At 62.6% G+C, this 5,431-nt stretch carries 6 protein-coding genes and 1 tRNA gene; 1 reads left to right on the top strand and 6 read right to left on the bottom strand.

The features are described from left to right. Positions 1-422: hypothetical protein (locus QZ079_RS07865; RefSeq protein ID WP_297037287.1), on the top strand; the 422-nt coding region annotated here is incomplete at its 5' end. Positions 423-582: 160 nt separating this feature from the next. Here QZ079_RS07865 and lysS read toward each other — a convergent pair. From lysS to QZ079_RS07895, 6 genes are all read right to left on the bottom strand, one after another. After that, positions 583-2,598 carry a lysine--tRNA ligase gene (lysS, locus tag QZ079_RS07870; protein ID WP_297037288.1) on the bottom strand — a complete coding sequence of 672 codons (2,016 nt, stop codon included), beginning with the start codon at positions 2,596-2,598 and terminating at the stop codon, positions 583-585. Positions 2,599-2,730: 132 nt separating this feature from the next. Next, positions 2,731-3,204, bottom strand: a complete 474-nt coding sequence (gene greA, locus QZ079_RS07875; RefSeq protein WP_297037290.1) for a transcription elongation factor GreA — start codon at positions 3,202-3,204, stop codon at positions 2,731-2,733. A gap of 105 nt (positions 3,205-3,309) precedes the next feature. Continuing rightward, complete coding sequence (gene tatA / locus QZ079_RS07880; protein ID WP_291289140.1) at positions 3,310-3,570, bottom strand: twin-arginine translocase TatA/TatE family subunit; 261 nt, start codon at positions 3,568-3,570, stop codon at positions 3,310-3,312. Between the two features lie 277 nt (positions 3,571-3,847). Then, positions 3,848-3,924: transfer RNA gene (locus QZ079_RS07885), tRNA-Pro, on the bottom strand. Positions 3,925-3,962: 38 nt separating this feature from the next. Next, complete coding sequence (ispE, locus tag QZ079_RS07890; RefSeq protein WP_297037292.1) at positions 3,963-4,865, bottom strand: 4-(cytidine 5'-diphospho)-2-C-methyl-D-erythritol kinase; 903 nt, start codon at positions 4,863-4,865, stop codon at positions 3,963-3,965. Beyond that, positions 4,855-5,151: a Veg family protein gene (locus tag QZ079_RS07895; protein ID WP_291289144.1), complete on the bottom strand. Its 297-nt coding sequence runs from the start codon at positions 5,149-5,151 to the stop codon at positions 4,855-4,857. The genes ispE and QZ079_RS07895 overlap by 11 nt, the downstream gene beginning before the upstream one ends. Positions 5,152-5,431 lie beyond the last annotated feature (280 nt).

Genomic DNA, 5,431 nt, shown 5'->3' on the forward strand with positions numbered 1-5,431 from the left:
GCGGCTCCTCGCTCGGCTCGCTCGCAGGCAGCCTGGGCGGCATCCTTCCGCTCGCGCGCATCATCGTCGGCGCGGTGCTTGTCATCTGCTTCTTCCTGCCGATGTACGGCCTGTATGGCATCGCCGAGGTCAGCCCCATGCAGATGACGTTTGGCCTCGACGTCTTCGGCCAGCACGTCGACGGCTCGATCAAGAACCTCTACTACCTCATCCCGGGCATCGTAACGCTCGCCGCCACCTTCCTGTACCAGGGACGTGAGGCGAACATCGCCCCGCTCCTCGCCGGCGTGCTCGGCCTCATCTTCATCTTCATGACGATGGAAGACGGCGTCAGCATCCTGTTCGGTGGTTGGCTCTTCATCATCGCCTGCATCGTGGGCATTGCGATTGGCGCGCTCCAGACGTTCGCAGGGCGGAAGTAAGGCTCGCAAGCGTAGACTGCGGTAGATACTTTCTCTGATACGGTACCCAACCAGCTAGCATCAAAAGGGGGGGCCAGCCGAAGTTCGGCTGCCCCCGCTCTTTTCATAGTTCTTGCCGAGAAGTCCCGTCTGCAGCAACGGCGGCAAACGCGCGTGCAGCTTAGTAGAGCTTCGCGCCCGCCGGGATGCTGTCGTCCACGATGAGGACGTTCAGGCGCTCCTCGGCCTCGTCGCCCTCGCCCTCGGCGTGCACGGCGCTGATGATCATGCCGCAGGAATCGATGCCCATCATCTTGCGCGGGGGCAGGTTCGTGATGGCGACGAGGGTCTTGCCCACGAGCTCCTCCGGCTCGTAATAGTCGTGGATGCCGGAGAGGATCACGCGGTCCTCGCCCGAGCCGTCGTCCAGCGTGAAGGCGAGGAGCTTCTTGCTCTTCTTCACCGCCTCGCAGGCCTTCACCTTCACCGCGCGGAAGTCGGAGCGGCTGAACGTGTCGAAGTCGACGAAGTCCTCGAAGAGCGGCTCGATCTGCACCTTGCTATAGTCGATCGTGGGCTTCTTGGGCTCCACGAAGGGGCTCGCCGCACCCGCGGCCTGCTCGGCAGTAGCAGCTTCCTGCGCGGCCTTCGCCGCAGCAGCGCCGCTCGCGGCTCCCTTCTCGGGGCGCATATGCGGGAAGAGCAGCACGTCGCGAATGCTCGCGGAATTCGTGAGCAGCATGACCACGCGGTCGATGCCGATGCCGATGCCACCGGCCGGCGGCATGCCGTACTCGAGCGCGCGCACGTAGTCCTCGTCGTACTCCATGGCCTCGTCGTCGCCGCCGGCCTTCTCCTCCATCTGCTTGGCGAAGCGCTCCGCCTGGTCGACGGGGTCGTTGAGCTCACTGAAGGCGTTCGCGTACTCGTGGCCGGCAATGACCAGCTCGAAGCGATGCGTGAGGCGCGGGTCGTCCTCGAAGCGCTTGGCGAGCGGGCTCACCTCGACGGGATAATCGACCACGAACGTGGGGTTCACGATGGAATCCTCGCCGCGCTCGTCGTAGATCTCGGCGATGAGCTTGCCGGCGCCCCACTCGGACTTGACCTCGATGCCGCACTCGGCGGCAGCGGCGCGCAGCTCCTCGATGGGCGTATCGAGCGTGAGCTCCCTGCCCATTACCTCGGAGACGATCTCGGTCATGGGGCGGCTCGGCCAGGTGCCGGAAAGATCGATCGTCTGCCCCTGATACTCAATCTGCTCGCCCGCGCCGATGGCCTTGGCGGCAGCCTTGATGACGCCCTCGGCGAGCTCCTTCATGCCCTCGAGGTCGCTGTAGGCGCGGTACGCCTCCATGGTGGTGAACTCGGGGTTGTGCGTTTGGTCCATGCCTTCGTTGCGGAAGATGCGGCCGATCTCGAACACGCGCTCGTAGCCGCCCACGAGCAGGCGCTTCAGGTGCAGCTCGGTCGCGATGCGCAGGTAGCACTCCTGGTTGAGCGCGTTGAAGTGCGTAATGAACGGCTTCGCGGTGGCGCCGCCCTGAATGGTCTGGAGAATCGGGGTCTCGACCTCCATGTAGGCGTTGTCCTCCATGTAACGGCGGAACGCCGAGATGATCTGCGAGCGCTTGCGGAACGTGTCGCGCACGTCGTCGTTCATGATGAGATCCACGTAGCGCTGACGGTAACGGGTCTCCTTATCGGAAAGGCCGTGGAACTTCTCGGGCAGCGGGCGCACGGCCTTGGAGAGCAACGTGAGCTTGGTGGGTGCCACGGAAAGCTGACCGCGCTTCGTGCGCACGACCTTGCCCGTCACGCCCACGATGTCACCCAGGTCGAGCTCGCCCAGGAGCTCCCAGTCCGTCTCGCTCATGTCGTTCACGCGGCAGAAGAGCTGGATCTCGGCCGTCGTATCGCGCACCACCGCGAAGGCGATCTTGCCCTGGCCGCGCTTCGCCATGATGCGGCCGCCGATGCTCACCACGTCTTCCGTGTCCTCACCAGCGGCAAGCCCGGCGTACTTCGCCTCGATATCGGCAACGTAGTCGGTCACCTCGGAGTGCTCCGGGTACGCCTCGCCGCCGGCGGCGAGGATCGCAGCACGCTTCGCCAGGCGATGGGCGCGCTCGTCGTTCAACGTCGAGACCGCGTCTGCCGCGGCCGCCTGCTGTGCCTGCTCTTGCTGCTCTGCCATCATCTGCTCCTTGCTCGAATCGCAGGGTGATCCCGCAAACGCTTGAGCGGCGGGATCGGAACTAGAATCGAAAAAGCTCCCTAGGTCGAGACCCGGGGAGCTCCTAACCACGCGACGCGCTCGACCCGGGGTCTAGCGCGAGATCTTCGTGATAGTGTACGTGCGCGTCTTGCCAGAGGGAAGCTGGACCTCGACGGTCTCGCCCTCGGCGTGGTTGATGATCGCACGGCCGATGGGCGACTCGTTGGAAATGCGGTGACGGAGCGAATCAGTCTCGGTGCTACCCACGATCGTGACCTCGGTCACTTCGCCGTTCTCGTCCACGAGTTCGACAACACAACCGAGCGACACGGTGAAGGTGTGGCCGGTGTCCTCGGCATCCTTGGCATTCGCGAGGATGGCGCGAATCTCGTTGATGCGAGCGGCGTTCTTCGCCTGCTCCTCGCGGGCGTCGTCGTACTCGGAGTTCTCGGAAAGGTCGCCGAAGTCGCGCGCGACCTTGATGCGCTCGACGATCTCCTTGGTGAGGTCGCCCTCGCGATACGCGAGCTCTTCCTCGAGCTTCTGGCGACCTTCGGCGGTAAGTACAATCTCATTCGTTTCCATTGAGCAGGCTCCTTGCATCTATGCTAGCTCGATGTGCGTACACATAATAACGGCCGACGCCCCGTTCGGGTAGCCGGCCGCAAACGTTCTATAGGAAGAACAAAGCTACTCCGAAATGGGGCTTTCGTCTTCGGACTCTTCCTTCTTCTTCTTGGCCTCGGCAAGCTTCTCCTCGAGCTCGCGGATCTCGCGATCCTCCTCGCTCTCCTCAGCGGGAGCGGACTCCTCGTCGCCCTTACCGGACATACCCTCGCGAAGACCCTTCACCGTGGCACCCAGCGACTTGCCGAGCTGCGGAAGCGCCTTGGGTCCGAAGATGAGCAGGGCGATGATCAGAATGACGATCCACTCAAAGCCTTTAGGCATAGTATTCCTCCAATACTGGAAAACGAGCTCGGTTGAGTATACCGCGAGGGTGCTTGCCAAACAACCATTTCATAGCATAAGCGCGATTGTGCGGAGTGGAAGAATTCGCAGGAGGATGCCCATGAGCTGGAGTCATAAGAGGCCAGGGGATGTAAACGTTTCGTAAAACCCCAAAGCCCCAGGTTCATCCCCACTTGGGGTCTTGGTATACCGAATAATCCTCGCCGATACCAAAACAGGCCAGAGCGGATACCCACTCTGGCCTGCGAAAATACGATGGTCGGGTTGACTGGATTTGAACCAGCGACCCCCGCGTCCCGAACGCGGTGCTCTACCAAACTGAGCCACAACCCGAAGCAGATAGCTATACTAGCAGAACGTTTCGAACAATGCTAGCTCTCGATTACCGTTGCTCCCGACTTTTCCATGGTTGCCGCATATGCCCACCATTCATGCAGGTTTTGAGCAGCCGCGGCGATCGCGCGGGCGCGCTCGAGCGAATCGCAGAGCGCGAACGAGCACGCCCCCGAACCCGACATCAGCGCAGCACGAACACCCTGCTGCGCGCGCAACCACGCCAGCACGTCATCAATCTGCGGCTCGAGCGCGCACGACGCAGGCGCGAGGTTATTCGCGATGCTCGCGCAAACGGCATCGCCATCATGGTTGCGCAGCGCCTCGATCATAGGATCCAACGGCGGCAACGGACACGGCTCCTCATCGAAACGCGCGTAGGCGGCTCCGGCGCTCACGCCGGCATCCTGCGGCTTCACGAGCACGACCGGCATACCCTCGAACGGCTCGAAGCGCTCCCGCAGGCAATCGCCCGCACCATCGAGATATGCGAGCGGGCCATGCAAGAAGAAGGGGACGTCGGCACCGATGCTGCGCGCGACCTTATCCACCCGCTCATCGTGCACGTCGATTCCCCACAGCTTGCACAAGCCCACGAGCACCGCCGCGGCATCTGCGGAAGGGCCGCCGAGCCCCGCCTGCAGCGGAATGCGCTTTTCGATCGAGATATGCGCACGCGGCTCGAAGCCGAATGCACGCGCCAGCTCAACAGCCGCGCGATATGCGGTATTCCGCTCCATGGGAACGTCTACGGCGGGTTCGGTGAGCACCACGAGCTCGTTCGCCGGTTCGATGCGCAGGGTGTCGGCCAAATCGAGCGCCGCCATCACGGAGTCGACGCGATGGTAGCCGCGTCCGTCTTTTTCGGTATGGATACCGAGGTAGAAATTGATCTTCGACGGAGCGGAAACGACGATGGGGACGTCGGTGCTAGTTTTCATCGGCCTGGTCGACGGCGGGCGTGAAGATGTGCTCGCCCGTCTCGGGATCAAAGAGCTCGACCGTGCCCGTGAGCACGTCGACATACTGGTAGCTTTGGCGCGAGGTGCGACCGCGGCGCTCGGTCACCTCGACGACGAACACCGCAGGATGCACGGACTTGACGACACCCATGCGCTCGATGACGCGCGTGCGCCCCATGTTCGCCTTGACCTTCACGCGCTGGTCGACCATGCCGCCCAGCAGCTCCTGGATCTCTTCGACTTTATTGACTTCAGCCTCTGCCATGAATCGTGCCTCCCACGGGAGTACAAACAGTGAGCGTACCCCCAAGATAGTCAAACGAAGCGAGTATAGCAGCCTTGGAAGCAAAATGCGAACGCAATGTACCCCGGGGATGAAGCTGACCCAATTGGGGACGCGCCAGCCAAGGGGGACGGGGGATATTGGCCGGGCGGCCGGGCGTAAAATTACCCCAGGGGTTTTTGACATATGCCAGGCGAGCAGCTCGGCAAGTATGTTGACAACATATGTCAAAACCCCTGGGGTAATTTTACGCCCGGCCGCC

The sequence above is a fragment of the uncultured Enorma sp. genome (assembly GCA_905210055.1).
Taxonomy (GTDB): domain Bacteria; phylum Actinomycetota; class Coriobacteriia; order Coriobacteriales; family Coriobacteriaceae; genus Enorma.